The sequence below is a fragment of the Virgibacillus siamensis genome (genome assembly GCF_900162695.1).
GTDB lineage: Bacteria > Bacillota > Bacilli > Bacillales > Amphibacillaceae > Lentibacillus > Lentibacillus siamensis_A.
On the sequence record NZ_FUIH01000007.1, the window covers coordinates 563,736 to 583,066 of the forward strand.

19 protein-coding genes are annotated in these 19,331 nt (G+C 39.6%); 16 read left to right on the forward strand and 3 right to left on the reverse strand.

The window, feature by feature from the left end; translation table 11 throughout:
* Positions 1 to 137: 137 nt before the first annotated feature.
* Together B1K71_RS06520 and B1K71_RS06525 are read left to right on the forward strand one after the other, a co-directional pair.
* Positions 138 to 1,496: a GntP family permease gene (locus B1K71_RS06520; RefSeq protein WP_077325264.1), complete on the forward strand. Its 1,359-nt coding sequence runs from the start codon at positions 138 to 140 to the stop codon at positions 1,494 to 1,496.
* Positions 1,497 to 1,764: 268 nt separating this feature from the next.
* Positions 1,765 to 2,553: a mechanosensitive ion channel family protein gene (locus B1K71_RS06525; protein ID WP_077325266.1), complete on the forward strand. Its 789-nt coding sequence runs from the start codon at positions 1,765 to 1,767 to the stop codon at positions 2,551 to 2,553.
* Here B1K71_RS06525 and B1K71_RS06530 read toward each other — a convergent pair.
* Positions 2,543 to 3,148 (reverse strand): M20/M25/M40 family metallo-hydrolase, encoded by a 606-nt coding sequence (locus B1K71_RS06530; RefSeq protein WP_077325268.1) that lies wholly within the window; start codon positions 3,146 to 3,148, stop codon positions 2,543 to 2,545. The genes B1K71_RS06525 and B1K71_RS06530 overlap by 11 nt on opposite strands.
* Positions 3,149 to 3,301: 153 nt before the next feature.
* Here B1K71_RS06530 and B1K71_RS06535 point away from each other — a divergent pair, with 153 nt between their 5' ends.
* The 10 genes from B1K71_RS06535 (at position 3,302) to hxlA (ending at position 11,554) form a co-directional block, all read left to right on the forward strand.
* Positions 3,302 to 3,901 (forward strand): trimeric intracellular cation channel family protein, encoded by a 600-nt coding sequence (locus tag B1K71_RS06535; protein WP_077330079.1) that lies wholly within the window; start codon positions 3,302 to 3,304, stop codon positions 3,899 to 3,901.
* A 254-nt stretch (positions 3,902 to 4,155) separates the two neighbouring features.
* The gene (locus B1K71_RS06540; protein ID WP_077325270.1) at positions 4,156 to 5,160 is read left to right on the forward strand and encodes a LacI family DNA-binding transcriptional regulator; all 1,005 of its coding nucleotides are present in this window, start codon (positions 4,156 to 4,158) and stop codon (positions 5,158 to 5,160) included.
* A 20-nt stretch (positions 5,161 to 5,180) separates the two neighbouring features.
* On the forward strand, positions 5,181 to 5,738 hold the full coding sequence (gene hxlB / locus B1K71_RS06545) for a 6-phospho-3-hexuloisomerase (RefSeq protein ID WP_077325272.1): 558 nt from the start codon (positions 5,181 to 5,183) through the stop codon (positions 5,736 to 5,738).
* Between the two features lie 16 nt (positions 5,739 to 5,754).
* Positions 5,755 to 6,387: a bifunctional 4-hydroxy-2-oxoglutarate aldolase/2-dehydro-3-deoxy-phosphogluconate aldolase gene (locus B1K71_RS06550; RefSeq protein WP_077325273.1), complete on the forward strand. Its 633-nt coding sequence runs from the start codon at positions 5,755 to 5,757 to the stop codon at positions 6,385 to 6,387.
* 35 nt (positions 6,388 to 6,422) lie between these two features.
* On the forward strand, positions 6,423 to 7,442 hold the full coding sequence (locus B1K71_RS06555) for a TRAP transporter substrate-binding protein (RefSeq protein ID WP_077325275.1): 1,020 nt from the start codon (positions 6,423 to 6,425) through the stop codon (positions 7,440 to 7,442).
* A 17-nt stretch (positions 7,443 to 7,459) separates the two neighbouring features.
* Positions 7,460 to 7,945: a TRAP transporter small permease gene (locus B1K71_RS06560; protein WP_077325277.1), complete on the forward strand. Its 486-nt coding sequence runs from the start codon at positions 7,460 to 7,462 to the stop codon at positions 7,943 to 7,945.
* Complete coding sequence (locus B1K71_RS06565; protein ID WP_077325279.1) at positions 7,945 to 9,231, forward strand: TRAP transporter large permease; 1,287 nt, start codon at positions 7,945 to 7,947, stop codon at positions 9,229 to 9,231. The genes B1K71_RS06560 and B1K71_RS06565 overlap by 1 nt, the downstream gene beginning before the upstream one ends.
* Positions 9,232 to 9,252: 21 nt before the next feature.
* Positions 9,253 to 9,936 (forward strand): ribose-5-phosphate isomerase RpiA, encoded by a 684-nt coding sequence (gene rpiA / locus B1K71_RS06570; RefSeq protein ID WP_077325281.1) that lies wholly within the window; start codon positions 9,253 to 9,255, stop codon positions 9,934 to 9,936.
* Between the two features lie 19 nt (positions 9,937 to 9,955).
* Positions 9,956 to 10,906, forward strand: a complete 951-nt coding sequence (locus B1K71_RS06575) for a sugar kinase (protein WP_077325283.1) — start codon at positions 9,956 to 9,958, stop codon at positions 10,904 to 10,906.
* A gap of 15 nt (positions 10,907 to 10,921) precedes the next feature.
* Positions 10,922 to 11,554, forward strand: a complete 633-nt coding sequence (gene hxlA / locus B1K71_RS06580) for a 3-hexulose-6-phosphate synthase (RefSeq protein ID WP_077325285.1) — start codon at positions 10,922 to 10,924, stop codon at positions 11,552 to 11,554.
* Positions 11,555 to 11,701: 147 nt separating this feature from the next.
* Here the strand turns inward: hxlA and B1K71_RS06585 are convergent, their stop codons facing one another.
* On the reverse strand, positions 11,702 to 13,039 hold the full coding sequence (locus B1K71_RS06585) for an MFS transporter (protein WP_175631853.1): 1,338 nt from the start codon (positions 13,037 to 13,039) through the stop codon (positions 11,702 to 11,704).
* 229 nt (positions 13,040 to 13,268) lie between these two features.
* Here B1K71_RS06585 and B1K71_RS19630 point away from each other — a divergent pair, with 229 nt between their 5' ends.
* Positions 13,269 to 13,415, forward strand: coding sequence for an FbpB family small basic protein (locus B1K71_RS19630; RefSeq protein ID WP_139343309.1), 147 nt, complete (start codon positions 13,269 to 13,271; stop codon positions 13,413 to 13,415).
* A 456-nt stretch (positions 13,416 to 13,871) separates the two neighbouring features.
* Here the strand turns inward: B1K71_RS19630 and B1K71_RS06590 are convergent, their stop codons facing one another.
* A complete protein-coding gene (locus tag B1K71_RS06590) occupies positions 13,872 to 15,113 on the reverse strand; it encodes an ROK family transcriptional regulator (RefSeq protein ID WP_077325289.1) in 1,242 nt (413 codons plus the stop codon).
* Between the two features lie 275 nt (positions 15,114 to 15,388).
* On the opposite strand from B1K71_RS06590, the gene B1K71_RS06595 reads away from it, so the two are divergent.
* Genes B1K71_RS06595 through gcvPB form a run of 3 tightly spaced genes read left to right on the forward strand, consistent with a single transcriptional unit; the run spans position 15,389 to position 19,201 of the window.
* Positions 15,389 to 16,171, forward strand: a complete 783-nt coding sequence (locus B1K71_RS06595; protein ID WP_077325291.1) for an SDR family NAD(P)-dependent oxidoreductase — start codon at positions 15,389 to 15,391, stop codon at positions 16,169 to 16,171.
* Between the two features lie 32 nt (positions 16,172 to 16,203).
* A complete protein-coding gene (gcvPA, locus tag B1K71_RS06600; RefSeq protein ID WP_077325294.1) occupies positions 16,204 to 17,598 on the forward strand; it encodes an aminomethyl-transferring glycine dehydrogenase subunit GcvPA in 1,395 nt (464 codons plus the stop codon).
* 28 nt (positions 17,599 to 17,626) lie between these two features.
* Positions 17,627 to 19,201: an aminomethyl-transferring glycine dehydrogenase subunit GcvPB gene (gene gcvPB, locus B1K71_RS06605; protein ID WP_077325296.1), complete on the forward strand. Its 1,575-nt coding sequence runs from the start codon at positions 17,627 to 17,629 to the stop codon at positions 19,199 to 19,201.
* Positions 19,202 to 19,331 lie beyond the last annotated feature (130 nt).

Consider the following 19,331-nt stretch of genomic DNA (forward strand, 5'->3'; position numbering starts at 1 on the left):
TAACGCTTGCTTAAGGCCCTGGTTAATTGGGAAAGCCGCGGAAAATATAGATGATCCGGGTAATATTCCAAAATGTTGATTGAACAGAGAAAAAAGTGGGCCAATTTTTTTAATTACATCTAAAAGAGGTGAAAATCATGGATGGATTTGGATTAATTATTTTAATTGCTGCAGGTGTGGCATTCATTATATATGCCACTGCCAAATTAAAGCTGCATCCGTTTTTGTCATTAATCATTTCGGCATTTGGTATTGGGATTTTCGCGGGACTTCCGCTCACATCTGTTGTAGAGGCCATTAATAATGGCTTCGGCGGTTTAATGGGCGGCATTGGATTAGTGATTGTTTTCGGTACGATTATCGGAGTGATTTTGGAAAAGTCGGGTGCGGCATTGCGCATGGCGGAAGTGATTTTACGGATTGTCGGTGAAAAACGGCCGCAAATGGCGATGAGTATTATCGGAGCAATCGTCAGTATTCCAGTATTTTGTGACTCCGGGTATATTATTCTATCTTCTTTGCAAAAGGCGCTGGCAAAACGGGCGAAGGTAACCATTGCATCGATGGCGATTGCGCTTTCAACCGGCCTATTCGCCACGCATACACTGGTTCCGCCAACACCCGGACCCATTGCTGCAGCGGGTAATATCGGTGCAGAAGATTTCCTTGGTACCATCATTTTAATCGGTATTGTCGTTTCTATTCCCGCTATAATTGCCGGATATTTATGGGCCATGCGGGTAGGAACGAAAATCAAGATCGAAGGGGAAGATGAGGAACTTGCATATGATTATGAAACGATTTTAAATGAATTCGGTGAAATGCCGTCGACGGCTAAGGCTTTTGCTCCCATTGTGATTCCGATACTATTAATCGGCTTTGGCTCTGTGATTACATTCGCGGGATGGAGCGGCACATTATTTGATATATTTCTATTCCTGGGTTCACCGGTCGTTGCATTATTAATCGGTGTGCTGTTTGCTTTTCTGTTGCTTCCGAGGTATAACGAAGAAACGCTTACGGAATGGATAGGTGTTGCGATTAAAGAATCTGCACCGATTTTACTGATTACAGGAGCGGGCGGTGCTTTCGGTTCTGTAATTAAAGCCACCCCTGTCGCAGATTTTATCGAGCAATTTGGAAACAATGCATTATTTACCGGGGCGTTGTTTGTATTTATTCCATTCCTCATTGCAGCTGCATTAAAAACAGCACAAGGTTCATCAACCGCAGCTTTGGTTATTACATCATCATTAATCGGACCGCTTTTAATGGAACTCGGTATTTCCGGTGCAGTGCCGCTTGCCCTGGTAGTAATGGCCATCGGTGCCGGTGCAATGGTAGTATCCCATGTGAATGACAGCTATTTCTGGGTAGTAAAGGAGTTTAGTGGATTGTCGGTAACCCAGGCATACAAAGCCCAGACGGCAGGTACGCTCTTGCAGGGCATCGTGTCTATAATTGTGACATTTATTTTGTGGATGCTTTTGGTATAGAAGCCAAACGGAAATATGATATTTTTTATGCAAGACAGGAAAACACAGTCCTTCGGTAAGCAATACGAGCTTTCGCGGACATATGTTGCTGATTATTCATTACGTTGAGGATAATCAGCTTTTTTTTGGATTAAAAAAATCGGTTTATAAATTTTAAAATCGGGGAAATAAAAAAATGCTGCAGGGAGAAGTCTTATTAGGGAGGCCATTTGATAAGGGTTCAGCATTATTATTTTACAACAACATATAGAAAGGAATGATGTTCAAAATGGAATGGTTGGATGTAGCATTACCAATTATTAAGAGTATTGTGCTTGCCATTGTTGTCCTGCTTGTCGGGTTATTTGTAGTCAAATTAATAACCAATGTAGTCAGGAACAGAATTGAAAAGTCAAAACTGGACAGCACGTTAAAACCTTTTTTGGTGTCAGTAACGAGTGCAATTCTTAAAATCTTATTAATTCTGTCTGTCATTAAGATCTTGGGTGTGGATATCACATCATTTGTAGCAATCATTGCTGCGGCAGGATTTGCGATTGGGCTGGCCTTTCAAGGGTCACTTGCCAATTTTGCAGGAGGTATTCTGTTATTAACTTTACGTCCCTTTAGAGTCGATGACTACATAGAGGGCGCCGGTTACAGCGGGACTGTAGGAGCCATTCATATTCTTTATTCGGAATTAATAACTCCTGATAATAAAGTGATTTATATTCCAAATGGTCAATTATCAAACGCAGGAATTGTAAATTACTCCGTCAAGGATACCAGAAGGCTGGATATGAATTTCGGAACAAAGTATGAGGCAGATACGGACAAAGTACTCAACACATTACATGATATTGTGGAAAAACACTCCCTTACCCTGCAGGATCCGGAGCCATTTGTCCGAATCACCGATCACGGAGAAAGCGCTGTGGTGTACACCATCCGAGTTTGGGTTAATGCAGAGGATTATTGGACAGTAAACTTTGATATTTTAGAAGAAGTGAAAAAGCGGTTTGCTGAAGAAGAAATTTCCTTTCCTTATCCGCAAATGGACGTTCAGGTTAATCAATAGATTTACCAAAAAATGCGGGAAACTCCCGCATTTTTTGATGTTCAATAATTTGCGGCCATAAGGCACCTTTGTGGGAAATTTTTATTTCATTTTTAGTCGGTTCTGCGATGATAAGGGCATCCAATTGATCGGCATATCCTTTTTCAGTCAACTGGCTGGAACCCACGGCACCTGCTTCTTCACCGACTGTAGCCAGAAGGGTGATTTCACCGCTTTTGGGAAAGCCTTCTTCTTTCAATGAAACCATGGCCATCGCACAGGCGACAAGACCGCTTTTCATATCGCAAGCCCCTCGTCCATAAATTTTTCCATCCTCTTCCTCAGCACCAAAGGGGTCATGTTCCCACTCGATATCTCCTGGAGGCACCACATCCATATGACCTGTCAGTCCCAGTACTGGTCCGTCCTGTTCACCTTTTAATCGAGCAATCAGGTTTGACCGGTTTTCGTCATATTCAACTAGTTCCGTCTCAATACTATGTTTCTCGAAAAGTTCCTTTAGCTTTTTTGCGACTTCTGTTTCATTTCCGGGCGGGTTAACACTTTTAATTTGAATAATCTCTTTCAAAAATGATTTCGCATGCTCCTGATCCATCTTATCACCTCGAACTGAATTTGCCCTTTAGTTTGTGTCATAAATCAGCAACTATTCCCCATGCCGGTAGCTGTGACCACTAATAGTTGAGCGATTTAACGTAACAATGATAAGCTGTTAATAATTAAAAACGAAAAGGGAAGAAAAGCTTTGTTGATTTGGGATGTACTAAACGTTGTCGGTACCATTGCATTTGCAATTAGTGGTGCGCTTATTGCGACAGAAGAGGATTATGATATTTTAGGTGTTTATGTGTTAGGGTTTGTGACGGCCTTCGGAGGCAGTACAATCCGTAACTTACTGATTGGTATACCGATTGAAAACATATGGACACAGGGTGATTTATTCGTTGTTGTCTTTTTGGTGATAACGGTTGTTTTTCTATTACCGAATGCCTGGGTTCAATATTGGAATAAATGGGGAATTTTTTTTGATGCAATAGGACTTGCTTCATTTGCCATTCAAGGTTCCTTAAGCGCCGTTCAGGTTGGTGCGCCATTAAGCGCAATACTGGTTGCAGCGACCTTGACTGGTTCAGGCGGTGGTATGGTAAGGGATGTTCTCGCAGGACGCAAGCCGATGATTTTCCGCGCGGATATTTACGCACTATGGGCAACATTGGCAGGTTTAATGATTGGTCTTGAATTAGTCAGCGGGCTCTGGCAGACAAGTGCACTTTTTGTCGCTATTGTTACTTTAAGGATGTGTTCGGTGCGGTTTAAATGGGGACTGCCCCGCCACCCATTGTGGTAAGGATGGTTATCATTCTTACTGCAATGGCCACCGGGTCACTGCTTACTTTCTAACTAGGAATATTGGTTTTCTGGTCGCGTGAACACTTCAGCCGATTTTGTGATTACCTCAGCCGAAGCCTTCAAAACAACAGGATCCAGCGAATTACAATGGATGAAAAGTGAAAAAACCTTGTAAAACGTTTTCATTTATTTTATACTTTCCCTAAACCGATTTACTAAACCGGTTTACTAAAAGAATATAGGAGTATGCAGATGAAAAATATCACAATGGCTGATGTAGCAAAATATGCAGGCGTTTCAAAAAGTACTGTTTCTCAATTTTTAAATAAGCGCTTCGATTATATGGGGAAGGACACAAAAAATAAGATCGAAAAAGCAATTGAGGAATTGGGTTACAGTCCGAATATAGTAGCAAGAAGTTTAAAGCAAAAATCCACAAAGACAATTGGTGTCATAGTAGCGAATATTCTTCATGTATTTTCCACGCAGGTCATTCGGGCTATTGAAGATTATTGCAACGAATCTGATTTTCAAATTATTGTCTGCAATGCAGATGATGATCCAGTGAAAGAAAAGCGTTACATCGATATGTTACGTGCTAAGCAGGTAGATGGGATTATTGCTTTTCCTACAGGAGGGAATGTCGATCTGTATGCGAAATTACTAAATGCCAAATTTCCTGTTGTATTTATGGATCGAATTCTTAAAGAAGTACAAATTCCAACCATTATGACGGATAACGTGAAGGCGTCATCACTTGCAGTTGAACAATTAGTAGAGAGAGGGTACAAAAAAATTGCGATGATTTCTCCTCCGGCCAATACATGTGTAACTCCCAGGTTAGAAAGAATCGATGGGTATAAACAGGCATTGGAAAAAAACGGGATTTCATTTAACCCAAATTTTTTAGTAAGCAGTGAATTAACGGAGCTGGGTAATAAAATACACGACATGTTTACAAAAACCACCCAGCCTGAAGCAATCGTGGCCTCGAATGATCGGGTTTTATTGGAAGTTTTGGCGTATACGAAGAAACATCACCTTGATATTCCAAAAGATATCGCATTAATAGGCATTGATGATGTTTCGTTTGCAAGCATTTACAACCCTGCACTAACTACAATTGCACAGCCGGCATTTCAGATGGGGAAAAAGGCTGCAGAATTATTGTTAGGTTTAATTAGGGATAACAGCAATGAGGAGGATTTTGGGATATACAGGTTTGAACCGAAGCTGATCACACGGGAATCTTGTTAATAAATAGGGAGGAAGTATACATGAAAAATATTACACAATCGGTTGTTAAAGAGGTAACAGAAGTGCTGGGACATGTGGATTCTGATCAAGCAGTTCAGGCGGCAAAAGAACTTCAACATGCACAGCGAATTTTTATAACCGGGACTGGGCGTTCAGGAGCAGTTGGAAAAATGTTTGCAATACGGCTCATGCATATGGGATTTCATGTATTTGTCGTTGGGGAGTCGATAACTCCCAGTATTCAATCAGATGATCTGCTGCTTATCATTTCAGGATCCGGAAGTACGACAACTTTAAAACAATACGCGAAGCAAGCAAAGGAAATCGATGCAAGAACTGTCTTACTTACAACGAATGAAGCATCACCGATCGGCAAGCTTAGTGACTGCACGTTACGCATACCGGCCGCGACTAAAAATCGACTTGATTCGGAGCCGGAAACGATTCAACCGCTGGGAAGTCAATTTGACCAATCTGCACACTTGCTTTTGGATGCAATTGCTGTTTATCTCTTGAAACAACGACCGAAACATCATGACAGTCCGAACTTAGTCCAACAGCATGCAAACTTGGAATAGTAAAGGGGGCGATAGGATGACACCAATGGAATTGATAATGGAACAGAAGGTAGTGGCCGTTATTCGCGGTGCGGATAAACGATCGATTGCACCTATATTGGAAGCGTTATCTTCAGGTGGAATAAACGTGGTGGAGATTACCGCAGAGACCCCAAATGTGCGGGGTGTAATAGAAACAGCGGTAAAACAGATGGGGAAGGAAATGTGTATCGGAGCTGGTACGGTTTTGGATCCGGAGACTGCAAAGGACATGTTGATGGCTGGCGCTGAATTTATAGTTTCACCTGTCTTAAATACAAAAACGCTGGCATTAACAAACCGTTACAATGTATTGAATATTCCCGGTGTAATGACACCAACAGAAATTTTGACTGCATATGAACATGGAGCAAAAATGGTAAAGATTTTTCCTGCCAATACATTTGGACCGCATTACATTAAAAATATATTAGGGCCTCTCCCATATGTAAAGGCGATGGTAACTGGAGGCATAACAATCGAAAATATGAATGACTACCTTGCTAAAGGGGCCGAAGCAGTTGGCATTGGCAGCAGTTTGGTGAATGCAAAGGCACTGGAAACCAATGAAGACTTTAAACAGTTAACAGCTAAAGCGAAAAGCTTTGTTGCAAAACTGGATGAACGGTAGAATCATTTGGCAAAAAGAGAGGGGAGTTCATCATTATGCGTAAAATTAAATGCGCTTTCATTTTGATTTTGATAGCAGCTGCAGGAATTCTGGCATCTTGCTCGGATCAGGTTGATGCTGATGGAGATGGAAAGATAAAAATAATAGCGGCACATAATCAAACATCACCTGATAGTCCGTATCAAGCGGGATTATTAAAATTTAAAAAGGTTGCGGAAAGGGAATCAAATGGCACAATCGAAGTCGAAGTTCATGCCGGTACACTTGGTACGGAAGAATCAGAGCTGGTGGAAAAGCTTCAATTGGGAGCGGTTGATGTGGTTGTAGCTTCACCGGGGTTTATGACACAAACGGGAATCGAGGAGATTGGATTTTTCTCCACTCCCTATTTATTTGAAGACTATGAGCATTGGTTAAAAGTTGTTGATGGAAAAGTCGGCGAAAAGATGGCCGGGATTTTGAATGAAGAGTCGAATAATTCATTCAAGTTATTAGGCTATTGGTCAGCAGGGGTCAGGCATTTCTATGGAAAGAAACCATTGAAATCAATTGATGATTTAAAAGGTATGACGATACGTACCCAGACATCGGGTGTGGTCGCAGAATTCTGGGAACAAACAGGAGCGGTTCCGACATCTGTCGCTTGGGGGGAGCTTTACCAGGCATTACAGCAGGATGTGGTTGACTCAGCAGAAAACGCGTATCCATTCTTTGTCCAACAGGCCCATCATACGACACCTAACGGCAAATATATTACGGAGACGGGGCATGACTATACGACAAGGTTTCTGTTAATAAACGGTGAAAAGTTCGATAAATATTCGGAAGAGCATCAGCAAATTATTTTAAAGGCTGCAAAAGCATCCGTTGAGACGGAGCGGAAGGTAACACAAAAACAGGAAGTGAAGTATAAAAAACAGGCAATTAAAGAAGGAGCAGTAGTCAATGAAATCAACCGGGAACCGTTTATTGAATTAGCGAAACCAATCCAGGATAAATTTGCGAAAGAAATTGGTGTTATGGACATGCTGGAAAGAATAAGAGAATTAAAATAATTTGGGAGGGGTAATCGGTGAAACGTTTTGTACAAGCCCTTGAAAAGGTACAAATCACAGTCGGAGTGGTATTCTTATCGATCTTCTTTTTGGTAATCATGCTGCAAATTGTAACGAGACATTTGGGGATTTCAATAATATGGACGACAGAAGTTGCAAAGTATGCTTTTATTTGGTCGATATTTATGGGAGCAGCAGTAATGGTGAATCGCCGTGAGCATTTTAATTTTGACTTTCTGTTAAAAAAATTAAAAGATAAAAAAAGAGTCTCATTATCTATTTTTAATGATTTCATATTAATAGTCTTTAATATTATCATATTTCTTCTGGGATTACGCGTTGTAAATGAATTCTGGAATTATACGTGGGTTTCCATCCCGGAATTGAAGATGGGGTATATATGGGTGTCCATTCCAATTATGGCTGGAACAATGGTGATTTATTCACTGTCGCATTTGATGGATCATTTCCATGCATTAAGGTCAAAGGAGGTACATGAATAATGGGGTTCTTATTAATTGGACTGTTCATCGTTCTCATGCTTATCGGAGTACCGATTGCCTTTGTAATTGCAATCGTTGCATTGATTGGTATCTTTGATATTCCATATACTCCTGAGGCAACTGTCCCAATGAAAATGTTAAATGGGCTGGATTCTTTTGTGCTGCTGGCGGTACCGTTATTCATTTTGGCAGCAAATTTAATGAATTCAGGGAAAATTTCCGAGAAGCTAATTAATCTTTCGCTGGCAATAGTCGGACCAATTCGCGGCGGATTGGCACATGCGAATGTATTGGTATCTATGATGTTTGCAGGGGTTTCGGGTGCATCACAGGCTGACACAGCAGGAGTGGGAAAGATTCTGATTCCAAGCATGCAAAAGAATGGATATGACAAAGAAACTTCAGTAGGCATTACAGCGGCATCATCAACAATCGGTGTTGTCATTCCCCCAAGTATACCGATGATTATCTTTGCCGGTCTAACAAACGCTTCCATAGGTGCATTGTTTCTTGGCGGAATTATACCAGGCATATTAATCGGATTAGGGATGATGATTTTTGTTTATTTTGTTGCACTGAAACGAAATTACCCGAGAGCAGCAAGGGTGGAGGTTAAAAAGTTTGCCCGGCTATTTGGACAAGCTATTCCCGCTTTGTTTACACCAATCATTATTATTGGTGGCATTATTTCCGGATTTTTCACAGCAACCGAAGCTGCCGCAGTAGCATCATTATATACGCTGCTTGTATGTATGTTTTACTACAAAACATTAAAACTAAAAGATTTGCCCAAGATATTAATGGACACACTGGCATTAAGCTCACTTTCTTTATTTGCACTGGCAGCTGCAAGTGCGCTGGGCGAATTGATGAGTTATTATCAATTGGGAACGATTGCGCAGGACTTCTTTACGAATAATGTTGGTCAAAAATGGTTATTCCTTGTCATTATTATCGGTTTCTTCCTTTTTGTCGGAACATTTATGGATGCCATTCCAGCGATGATTCTGTTCGTCCCTGTTATTTTACCGGCAGCATTGGAATTCGGAATTGATCCCGTACATCTGGGCTTGATTGTTGTGATTACACTGGCGGTTGGGCTAATTACACCACCGTATGGATTATGTTTATTACTTGCAGCGAAAATTGGAAATATGTCAATAGAAAGATCATTTGTTGCCGTAATTCCATATATAGCAATTATTTTGGTTGTATTGCTGTTTATCGCATTTCTGCCGGATATCGCATTTTCCATACCGAAACTAATAAATCCAAATTTGTTTTAATTGATTGAAAGGGTGATGATGATGGCAGTCATCGACAATGATAAACAACTCGCTGCTGAGACGGCAACTCAATATATTAAAAATGGTATGACGGTTGGTTTGGGCTCCGGTTCCACAGTTGATTGGATGCTGCAAAAGCTTGGGGTATTCGTAAAAGATGGACTCGATATAAAAGGAATACCCACTTCCGTAAAAACAGAATCATTGGCTAAGAAGTACGGGATTCCTTTAACCGACTTTTCCAAAACTACAACTGTCGATATAGCAATTGATGGTGCAGACGAAATAGATGACCAATTGAATTTGCTGAAAGGCGGCGGGGGATCTCTTGTGCGTGAGAAAATCGTTGATGCAATGGCCAAAAAACTAATTATTATTGCAGATCAGTCAAAAATGGTACACCAACTGGGCAGTTTCCCGCTGCCAGTAGAAGTTGTACCATTTGGCTGGGAAGTTACGAAAAAACATATCGCGGAATATGGCGCTGTACCAAAACTGCGAAAAGACGAAAATCGTATTTTCGTTTCGGATAATGGAAACTATATTTTGGATTGTGACTTTGAAAGAATTGAAGATCCCAAAGGTTTGCATGAAAAATTGAAGTCATTAACAGGGGTTGTGGAAACTGGTTTATTTATCGGGATGACAAATGAGGCGATTGTTGGAAGAAACGGAACAATAGAAATCATAAAAGCTAATAAATAGGATGATTGGTGGTATTGGCGTGAATGATGTAATTACAATCGGGGAAGCAATGATTACGTTTAATCCTGGATCAACAGGACCAATGAAATTTGTTAATACATTCGAAAAAAGAATAGGTGGTGCTGAGTTGAATCTGGCAATCGGCTGTGCCAGGTTAGGTCTAAAAGCCGGTTGGATCAGCAGGCTGGGAGATGATGAATTTGGAAAATATATTAAAACGTTTGTCCGCGGAGAAGGAATTGACGTGTCTGAGGTAAAACTTGTCCATGGTTATCCAACCTCACTCAATTTTAAAGAAATCATGGAAGATGGCTCTGGACGAACTTTTTATTACAGGGATAAGTCGCCGTTGTTAAGTATGGGAGCAGACGATTTGGATGAAGGATATTTTCAGCAAGCGAAGATTTTGCATATAACCGGAGTCTTTGCAGCAGTTGATGCGAAAAACGTTGAAATACTGAAACGGGCAATTACATTAGCGAAAAAACACGGTTTAAAAATTTCTTTTGATCCAAATATCCGTTTGCGTTTGTGGAGTAAAGAAAAAGCGAAACAAGTACTGTCTGAATTTCTGCCGCATGTTGATATTCTGCTTGCCGGACAGGAGGAAATGGATATCATAATGGGCGAAAAAGATCCTATACGCATTATTGAAAAAGCAAAAGACTTAGGTATTTCATACGTGGCAGTTAAACAAGGGGCCAATGGTGCTGTTGGTTATCATGATGGAAAAGTTGTCGAAGCTGCCTCTGTCAAGGCTTCAAAGGTTGCAGATACTGTTGGTGCCGGAGATGGGTTTAATGCAGGTATACTATATGGAATATTGCACAACTGGGCATTGGATAAAACGTTGGAATTTGCCAATACAATCGGTTCAATGGTAGTTCAGGTAGTCGGTGACAATGAAGGACTGCCATATTATGAGGATGTACAGGAACAGTTAGGGGAAAAAGAGCGGATTGAAAGGTGAGGAGAGGATGTTTATATGAAACTGCAGCTTGCGTTGGACCGGATAACAAGGGATCAGTGTATTGGTATTATACAAGATACAGAAAAAGAAATTGATATTATCGAAGTTGGTACCGGAGTAATTAAAGAGTATGGGATGGCCATTGTCAGGGAAATAAGGGAAAGGTTTCCGGATAAAACTATTTTCATTGATATGAAAACCTGTGATGCAGGAAAACATGAAGCACTGCAGGCATTTAACGCGGGTGCTGATATGACATCGGTGATGGCTTTTTCTGCAGATTCAACAATCAAAGACATGCTGCATACTGCCAGTCAAACAGGTAATCGGGTAATGGTGGATCTTTTAGGAGTACATTCCAGGGATAGAATAAAAGAGCTGGATGAACTTGGTGTTAATTTAGTAAGTCTTCATGTAGGAAAAGATATGCAAGCAGACGGGGCATTTAATACAAGTTTATTTTCTTTGCTAAATGGTTTTGACGAGATTGAAGTTGCGGTCGCAGGAGGCATTAATATGGATACAATCTCTGCTGTGGTCCGAGAAAATCCCGATACAATTATAGTTGGGAGTGCAATAACAAAAGCAGAAAATCCACAGAAAGCTGCTGCTAAGATGAAGTCTATAATTCAACGTATGAATGCATGATGCAATGGTTGGATAGATCACTTAGAGCCGTAACATTGACCAAATAAAATAGACCTCACCCGGCTTAACCACCAGCCTGGTGAGGTCTATTCCTTTCTTGCGCTGCCCCGTTGTAGTCCGTGGTTTAAAGGATTTCGAAAAACATAGTCAGGATGTAGATTCCTTCTGCAAGTCCGAAACGGCTGATGTTTTGGGCTGTCTGTTCGTTAAGAAAACAGCAGCTGCTGCAATAATGCCAGCAATTGCAAATACGATAAAACTTAATTGAAGCGAAAGGGATGAAGCCAGTAAAATCCCTCCAATTGTGGGACCAAGGATTCCTCCGATACGCCCGATTCCTAACGCCCATCCCAATCCTGTAGAACGCATGGAAGCCGGATAATATTGCGAAACATACGAATTGGCAAGGTTTTGAGAGCCGATAGTTGTTGCGCCGGCAATTGCTACTAATAAGTATAAGAAGACCATATTTGTAGTGAATCCAAATCCCGTAATTGTAATCGCCGCAATAAGATAGAACATAATAAGTGACTTTTTCACGCCCCACGAATCTGCTACCCAGCCCATTAAAATGGCACCAATTGTTGCTCCGATATTTAAAGAGACAAGGAAGCCTAAACTGGATCCAAGTGAATATCCTGCTTCATTCATAAATTTAGGCAGCCATGTAGTTAAACCATATATCATGATCAGTGACATAAAGTAGGTTACCCACAACATGACTGTCGAAAAGGCTCTGCTTTCGGAAAATAACGATTTGACCGTTGACGAAGATTCATTCGTGCTATTCACCATAAGTTCTTCATTTTCTTTCGGTTTGTATAATGGATTAACGCTGACAAGTATCTCTTTCAGTTTTTTATATTCGTTTCTGGCAATAAGAGATCCGGCCGAATCCGGCAATGACTTTGCTAATAATGGAAGGAATAACAATGGAAGTGCGCCAAAGAAAAACACCGATTGCCATCCTAAATTCGGGATAATCATGATGCTGAGCGCAGCAGCAATAATTCCCCCGATGGAATAACCAGCCATTATGGTTGCAATCATTCGACTGCGCGTTCCTTTAGGAGAGTAATCACTTATAAGACCAATAACATTCGGCATAACCCCACCTAAGCCTAAACCCGTTATAAATCTGCAAAATCCGAATAATTCAGGACTGTTCGACAGACCGGTAAGCAGCATAAACAGACTGAAAATAAATGTACAGATTATAATGACTCTTTTTCTGCCTAACTTATCTGCAATGGTGCCGAAGATTAAGGCCCCAAACATCATGCCAAACAAAGAATAGCTGCCGATTACACCTGCCTCAACTGCTGATATCCCCCATTCTTCCATTTTGGTTGGAACGACAGCCCCATAAACTGTCAGATCATAACCATCAAAAACCATTAAGATGATGCCCCAGAAGAGAAGTATACCGTGAAATTTATTGAACGGTGCTTTTTCAATGATTTGTTCCGCATTTGTTGTTTGCATGGTCCATCCCCCTTTCGCAATATTATATAAGGGTTCCATAAGTAAAAAAACGCTCCAATCCCTCTATGCGCAACAATATTAAAATTATTAGTAAGATTTGTATAAAGGATTAAATCCGTTCATTATTCGGTAAAACATAAAACTTTAACAAAATGTTCAAAAAACAAAGGTTTATTCTGACAACTTTGAGGTTATACTAGAGGTAGTAAGATTGAAGGGAGTGCATAACATGCGACCGAAAATTTTAAATTTTGAACAGCTGGTTAACCAGAATAGGGAAGAACTTTTGGAAGATGAAGAAAGAAATTCTCAATTTGAATTGCGTTTGGCAAAGAAGCAAACAGAAGAAAGCGGTTCAAATAAACAAAATGCTTAATGAATAGTTTAAGATATACGTAATGCTGGAATGCGTGTTTGAACGCATTCCAGCATTTTGTTTTAATGTTGTTTAATACACTATTTTTATGACTGAAAACGAATATTCTATCATGCAAGTGTTTTTGAAGAGGTTGTTATATTTGCAACATCCAACTTACCATAAATATTAATTGCAAATAAATAATAATCTTACTTAATACGGGTTAACTAATTAGTTTCAGTGGAATAAGCGGGATGTCGGCGCATTTTTGGACGATACGCTATCAGGGGAATGTTGTCTAGTCAGCAGGATGGGATGTTTAGCGTGTAGAATTTTATTTACGTCATATACTTTTAATAACGGTTGAAAATTGTGTAGTTGGAGTGTTTAAATCCCTTAATGTAAAAGAAAGAGAAATGAATACCCCTTTCCCTACATAAACGGACGAAATCAAAATTTAACTATACTTGGGCGTTACAGAACCATGGAAGTTTTATCGTGACGTTCCGGTGGAAAAATCTCAACAAGCAGCAGAGAAATAGCACCAATTGCAGTTACATAGTCACCTAACTTTGAAACTAATATTTCTGTTTGTTTTGCCGAATGTTCCAACACGCGATGTTGAATGGTTTGCTTCACACTGTCCATCAAATAATTTCCTGCTTTTGAAACACCTCCCCCAATGATGATTCTACTTGGGTTCAGTGTGTGAATTAAATTGGTTAATCCTATACCCAAATATCTACCAGCTTGCGCAAAGGCCTCGATACTCAAAGTGTCTCCTTTTTTAGCAGCCTCATGAATCAATTTTCCATCTATCAGTTCAAGATCATTGTCAACCCATTGACTAAGAATACTCGTGCTCCCCATAGCAATTTCATGTCTTACATTTGAAACAATTGCAGGTCCAGTGGAAAATGTCTGTAAGCACCCATAATTACCGCAACTGCATCGTGGTCCGTCAATATCTATGGTCATGTGACCGATTTCCCCACCTACAAAATGTTCCCCATGAAATAATTCCCCATTTATAATAATTCCTGCATCAATTCCAAGGCCAACGTTAACAGCAATAGTCGAATTTACACCTTTTCCATCTCCAAACCATGCTTCCCCAAGAGCCATTGCGCGTGCATCGTTTTCAACCTTTACAAGAAGTTCGAATTCTTCTTCTAGATAACTTTTTATTGGAATATCACTGAGTTGCAATGTTGGTGCAAATAATGAACAGCCTCTTTCTACATCAACCACCCCATGCATACCAACACCAATTCCAATTAATTTTTGCTTATCAACTTGATTTTTGGAAATAACATGCTGGATGCTTTTCTTCATTAATTTCAACAATCCGTTGTTGGTAATTCCTTTTGGAAGTATTGTTTGATATTTTTCAATCAGGTTTGCATTCAAATCTGATAATACAACATGAAGTTTTTTCGGGCCGACATCAAGCCCAATTATGTGAAAACTTTTCGCATTTACGGTTAACATAGTTGGTCTTCTTCCAACATGGGATTCTTCCTGTTTTTTTTCAATTATAATTTCAGAATGTAATAGATCTTTTACAACCTTGCTAACAGTAGGGGGAGTAAGTTTTGTCTGTTTAGCAATATCTGCACGTGAAATAGGTCCGTCTTTACGGATTTTATTTAAGATTGCGGAGCGGTTAAGTGATTTCATAAGTTGAAAGCTTCCTGTAACAGCTTTATTTGACATGTGTTTACCACCTTTCATTATTTGATAAATTTATTTAATTAACAATAGTATACCCTACTTAGTGGTTATATGTAAATTTCCGGAATAAAAATGACTTTTATAACGAAGAAATATATTGTAATTAGCTATCATATCAGTATGTGAAAGTATTTTTTCAAGTAATTTGATATAGAATATGAAAAAAATTTGAAATATTATGTTGACAATACACACAAAATACATTACAGTCTAATCATAAATTAATTAAATTAATTAATAAAATAGAGGAGGAAAATATGAATAACTATCAAGAACCTTTAAATTTAAAAGAACAAGTTTCAGTTGTAACGGGGGCAGCTTCAGGTATTGGTTTGGCAACTGCGGAACGATTAGCTGATTTTGGATCATATGTGTTGATGCTGGATATCAATGAATCCTTAGGGAGGACAGGTGCTGCTAATATCAATGAAAAAGGTGGAAAGGCAAGTTTTATCAAATGCGATGTTACATCATCAGAAGATTGTAAAAGGGTAATCTCTAAAATTAATTCGGAATTTGGTCGTATTGATGTTCTTTTTAATAATGCAGGAGTTATTCGTAGACGTAATGTAGTCAAACTTGAGGAAGAAGATTGGGATCATGTTATTAATGTTTCTTTAAAAGGTGTTTATCTGCTGTCAAAATATGTAATACCTGTCATGGCAAAAGGCGGTGGTGGAAGTATCATTAATACAGGATCCGGATGGGGGATTAAGGGCGGAGACAATGCAGTTTCTTATTGTGCTGCCAAAGCTGGGGTGGTTAACCTAACCCGTGCAATGGCAATTGATCATGGGGAGCAGAATATTAGGGTTAATTGTGTTTGTCCGGGGGACACTGAAACAGCATTATTAAAAGATGAAGCGAAACAACTTAATCTTGATGAAAATTCATTTTTAACTTCATCTGCGAAAGGTAGACCATTGGAGAGGCTAGGTACTCCTGAGGATATTGCAAATGCTGTTTTATTTTTAGCCGGAGGTTTATCTACTTGGATTACAGGTGCAATTTTACCCGTAGACGGTGGAGGTTTAGCATAAATAATTAAAGTATTTAAAGGAGGAGTAAAATCATGACTAGGGAAGAAACCGTGTCTCACCCTTATATTCCAAATACAGTTCCGGAAGTTCAAAGGGAGATGCTCGACGAAATAGGGGTTAAAAACATCGATGAGCTTTTTGAAGGGATTCCTCAGGGATTAAAGTTAAAAGATGAAATGAATATTCCGTCCGCACTAACAGAACTAGAGTTACGTAGAGAAATTGAAACATCACTTAATTTAAATAAAAACTGTAGAGAAAATATCAACTTCATGGGAGCCGGATGTTGGCAACATTTTGTACCAGCTGTATGTGATGAAATTAACCAAAGATCTGAACTCTTAACTGCTTACGCAGGAGAACCTTATGAGGATCATGGAAGAATTCAAGCGCTTTTTGAATATCAGAGTTTAGTTGCAGAGTTGGTCGATATGGAAGTTGTGAACGTACCAACATTTGATTGGGCCCAAGCAGCCGCAACTTCATTGCGAATGGCTTGTCGAATTACCGGGCGAAATGAAGTTTTATTACCAAGAACAATCGATCCAGATAAATTGAAAATTATTAAAAATTATTGCTCTCCGGATATTTCATGTGAATTAGTAGATTATGAACCACAATCGGGGCAAATAGACATGCAGGATTTAAAGGGAAAAATCTCTTTCAATACAGCAGCGGTTTATTTTGAAAACCCTTCATTTCTTGGTTTTATTGAGGAAAAAGGCGATGAGATTTCAAAACTTTCGCACCAATCAGGGGCGCTTAGTATTATTGGTGTTGACCCGAGTTCCCTAGGTGTTTTGGAGGCACCGAGTCAATATGGAGCAGACATTGTTTGCGGTGATTTACAGCCTCTTGGTATGCATATGAACTATGGTGGCGGACAGGCTGGGTTCATAGCAACACGAGATGAAGAAAAATTTGTCCAGGAGTATCCTTCGCGTTTATTTGGAATTGTTCCAACGGAAGTAGAGGGGGAATATGGGTTTGGAGATATTACTTTTGAAAGAACATCTCTTTATGACAGAATCAACGGAAAAGAATCAGTAGGTACTCAAACGGCTTTATGGGGAATTACTGCAGGGGTGTATTTGTCAATCTTGGGTCCGAATGGAATGTATGAATTAGGACAAATAATTTTACAAAACTCACAGTACGCACAAAAAAAATTGTCCAATTTGAAAGGGGTTACATCTTCCCGCTTTAATTCACAAAACTTCAAGGAATTTGTGATTGATTTTAACGGGACTGGAAAAACAGTAGAAGTGATTCATCAACAACTGCTTAAGAAGGGAATCTTTCCGGGTATGGATTTATCTGAATCTTTCCCGGAACTTGGACAAAGTGCGCTGTATTGTGTTACAGAAGTCCATTCGAAAAATGATATTGACAAGCTAGTGAAAACTATCCAGGAAGTTATTGAATAATATACGAACTTGAAAGGGCGGGGAATAAATGAAACCGATTAACAGGAATTACAAATTACGAAATTTCCATCAAGCAAAATGGGATGAACCGATTATATTCGAGCTACATCAGCCTGGTGAAAGAGGTGTATTGATTCCAGAAGCAGAGGATGAAGTAAAAAAAGTAGTCGGTGACGGTGTATCAAATATTCCTTCAAAAATGGTGAGACAGAAACCACCGAAACTACCTGAAATTTCACAAGCAAGGGTGCTGCGGCATTATTTGCGTCTATCACAGCAAACACTTGGTTCAGACATAAATATAGAAATTGGTCAGGGCACGTGTACGATGAAATATATCCCAAAGATTAATGAATTTTTAATTCGGAATCCAAAACTGACCGAACTACATCCACTTCAAGATGAAAGTACAGTGCAGGGAGTATTGAGTTTAATTCATAAACTAGACTTGGCAATGAGAGAAATATCAGGAATGGACTATTTTACTTTCCAGCCGAGTGGAGGAACACAGGCATTGTTTACAATGGCATCCATTGTTCGTGCAATACACGAATCGAATGGTGAGGCAGAACAAAGAGATGAAATTATAACAACGATGTTCTCGCACCCCGGTCAATCAGCAACGGCAATTGTTAAAGGTTATAAAATTATTACACTTCAACCTGACGATGATGGTTATCCCAAATTAGAAGACTTGCGAGAGGTGGTATCAGAGAGGACAGCTGGGTTTGTAGTTGCAAACCCGGAGGATACCGGTCTTTTCAATCCAAGGGTTAAAGAATTTACGGATGTTGTTCATGAAGCAGGCGGAATTTGTTACTACGATCAAGCGAATGCGAATGGCTTATTAGGTATAACAAGAGCCAAAGAAGCCGGTTTTGACATGTGTTTCTTTAACCTGCATAAGACTTTTGCTGCTCCACATATGTGTGGAGGGCCAGCAACTGGAGCCTTAGGAGTTATAGAGGAATTGAAGAAATACTTACCAGGGCCAATTGTAGGTTATAACGAAGAAAAATACTTCCTGGAAAATCACATGGATAACAGTATCGGTAAAGTCAGATCGTTTCATGGCGTGCCGCAGACAATGATAAGAGCGTATGCATGGATACGTAGTTTAGGTTCTGAAGGTTTGAAACAAGTGGCCGAAACAGCTGTCTTAAATAGTAATTATCTTTACCATAAAATCCTAAAGATTAAGGGTGCCGCAGCCCCTTATGCGATTGGTAATAGATTTGAACAGGTTCGCTACAGTTGGGAAAGAATGACTGAAGAAACTGGTGTCACGACAGAAGATGTTCAGCGAAGGATGACAGATTTTGGTCTTCACTATTGGACAAGTCATCATCCTTATATTGTACCGCAGCCATTTACACTTGAACCAACAGAATCTTATTCAAAAGAAGATCTTGATGAGTATATTGCGGCATTAACACAAATATCAAAAGAGGCATACGAAGAACCGGAAACAGTTAAGAATGCCCCATACAACAGTGTTATCCATAAAATGAATGAAGAAGATTACCTGGACAATCCGGAAGAATGGGCAATATCGTGGAGAGTTTATTTGAAAAAGACAAAGAAAAAAGAAATTCAAGTTTAATAAACTCCGTTCTTGAATTACTAGTCACCTTACTTGGATTTCCTTTCTTCATTTAAATCAAATTACTCTATGGAATAACTGGGATTATTAAAGACATAACGGTTTTTACTCAACTTTTTTAACAAATTAC

Bases quoted from the DNA above. Each gene is read 5' to 3' on its own strand.
- B1K71_RS06520 (WP_077325264.1), top strand. From the start codon at position 138: ATGGATGGATTTGGATTAATTATTTTAATTGCTGCAGGTGTGGCATTC.
- B1K71_RS06525 (WP_077325266.1), top strand. From the start codon at position 1,765: ATGGAATGGTTGGATGTAGCATTACCAATTATTAAGAGTATTGTGCTT.
- B1K71_RS06530 (WP_077325268.1), bottom strand. From the start codon at position 3,148: ATGGATCAGGAGCATGCGAAATCATTTTTGAAAGAGATTATTCAAATT.
- B1K71_RS06540 (WP_077325270.1), top strand. From the start codon at position 4,156: ATGAAAAATATCACAATGGCTGATGTAGCAAAATATGCAGGCGTTTCA.
- hxlB (WP_077325272.1), top strand. From the start codon at position 5,181: ATGAAAAATATTACACAATCGGTTGTTAAAGAGGTAACAGAAGTGCTG.
- B1K71_RS06550 (WP_077325273.1), top strand. From the start codon at position 5,755: ATGACACCAATGGAATTGATAATGGAACAGAAGGTAGTGGCCGTTATT.
- B1K71_RS06555 (WP_077325275.1), top strand. From the start codon at position 6,423: ATGCGTAAAATTAAATGCGCTTTCATTTTGATTTTGATAGCAGCTGCA.
- B1K71_RS06565 (WP_077325279.1), top strand. From the start codon at position 7,945: ATGGGGTTCTTATTAATTGGACTGTTCATCGTTCTCATGCTTATCGGA.
- rpiA (WP_077325281.1), top strand. From the start codon at position 9,253: ATGGCAGTCATCGACAATGATAAACAACTCGCTGCTGAGACGGCAACT.
- hxlA (WP_077325285.1), top strand. From the start codon at position 10,922: ATGAAACTGCAGCTTGCGTTGGACCGGATAACAAGGGATCAGTGTATT.
- B1K71_RS06585 (WP_175631853.1), bottom strand. From the start codon at position 13,039: ATGCAAACAACAAATGCGGAACAAATCATTGAAAAAGCACCGTTCAAT.
- B1K71_RS19630 (WP_139343309.1), top strand. From the start codon at position 13,269: ATGCGACCGAAAATTTTAAATTTTGAACAGCTGGTTAACCAGAATAGG.
- B1K71_RS06590 (WP_077325289.1), bottom strand. From the start codon at position 15,113: ATGTCAAATAAAGCTGTTACAGGAAGCTTTCAACTTATGAAATCACTT.
- B1K71_RS06595 (WP_077325291.1), top strand. From the start codon at position 15,389: ATGAATAACTATCAAGAACCTTTAAATTTAAAAGAACAAGTTTCAGTT.
- gcvPA (WP_077325294.1), top strand. From the start codon at position 16,204: ATGACTAGGGAAGAAACCGTGTCTCACCCTTATATTCCAAATACAGTT.
- gcvPB (WP_077325296.1), top strand. From the start codon at position 17,627: ATGAAACCGATTAACAGGAATTACAAATTACGAAATTTCCATCAAGCA.